Genomic DNA, 1234 nt, shown 5'->3' on the forward strand with positions numbered 1-1234 from the left:
AGATAAGCAAAGAAAAACGATCATAAAGAAAAAAATTAATAGAGCTAATTTGATGGATATTATAAGAAACATAAATCCTTGCAAAATTGCAATGGAAGCTTGTGCAGGATCAAATTATTGGGGAAGAATCTTTAGAAGTATGGGGCATGAAGTAATGTTGATTAGCCCGCAGCATGTTAAACCTTTTGTTCGAGGAAATAAAAATGACGCGAATGATGCTCAAGGTATAGTAACCGCAGCGATGCAGGATGGTATGCCATCGGTTCCTATTAAATCACTAGAGCAACAAGACATCCAACTAATTCATAGAAGAAGAGAAGAGCTTGTAAGAAGAAGGACGGCCTTAACGAATCAAGCGCGAGGTTTTTTGACAGAATACGGTATTGTCATGAGGCAAGGAATGACTTTCTTTACTAAAGAAATCCCAGAAATTTTGGAGAATGCTGGTAATGAATTAACACAAATAGCTAGAGAAGAAATTTATGAAATTTACCAAGAAGTATTACATCTAATTAGGCTAATTTCTCAATATGATAAAAAATTAGAAAATATATGTCTTAGAAATGAAAACTGTAAACGCCTTATGAAATTAAAGGGTATTGGACCCTTAACGGCTTCTTTATTAGTAGTAAAAATAGGCGATGCTAAAAACTTTAAAAATGGGCGCCATTTCGCAGCTTTTGTGGGCCTTGTGCCTAAAGAACATTCAAGCGGAGGAAAACAATGTTTAATGGGAATAAGTAAACGAGGTGATATTACTTTAAGAAATCTTTTAATCAATGGCGGACGTTCAGTGGCAAAGATTTCCGATAAAAAAATAACTCCTTTAAACTCTTGGGTAAATAGAATAAAACAAGATAGAGGGTTTAATAAAGCATGCGTTGCGATCGCTAATAAAAATGCGCGGCATGCCTGGGCAATAATGTATTATGGTGAAGAATATAAATATCAATTAGCAAGTTAGTTTTATATATTTTGTTTGTAATTAAAGAAAAGTGATTATCTAAGTTTTGCAAAATGCGATGATGAAAGTAAGGTAAAATCTACTCTGTTTATACCTGAGGAACTTGCTGAGCTATTATGTTCGACGGCGCGATAAAGGAGACAGAGGACGAATCACATCAAGGTATGAGTTAATTTAATACTCTAAAATATTACCGGATATACAAATGCAAACCTCACTACATTAGAACATATTGCAATCCCGGATGAGTCCATATACAAGTTCCGGAGC

At 34.6% G+C, this 1234-nt stretch carries 1 protein-coding gene; it reads left to right on the plus strand.

Annotated elements, in window-relative coordinates; translation table 11 throughout:
- Positions 1 to 964: IS110 family RNA-guided transposase (locus A8O27_RS18045; protein ID WP_064115165.1), on the plus strand; the 964-nt coding region annotated here is incomplete at its 5' end.
- Positions 965 to 1234 lie beyond the last annotated feature (270 nt).

The organism is Legionella bozemanae (assembly GCF_001648595.1).
Lineage (GTDB): Bacteria > Pseudomonadota > Gammaproteobacteria > Legionellales > Legionellaceae > Legionella > Legionella bozemanae.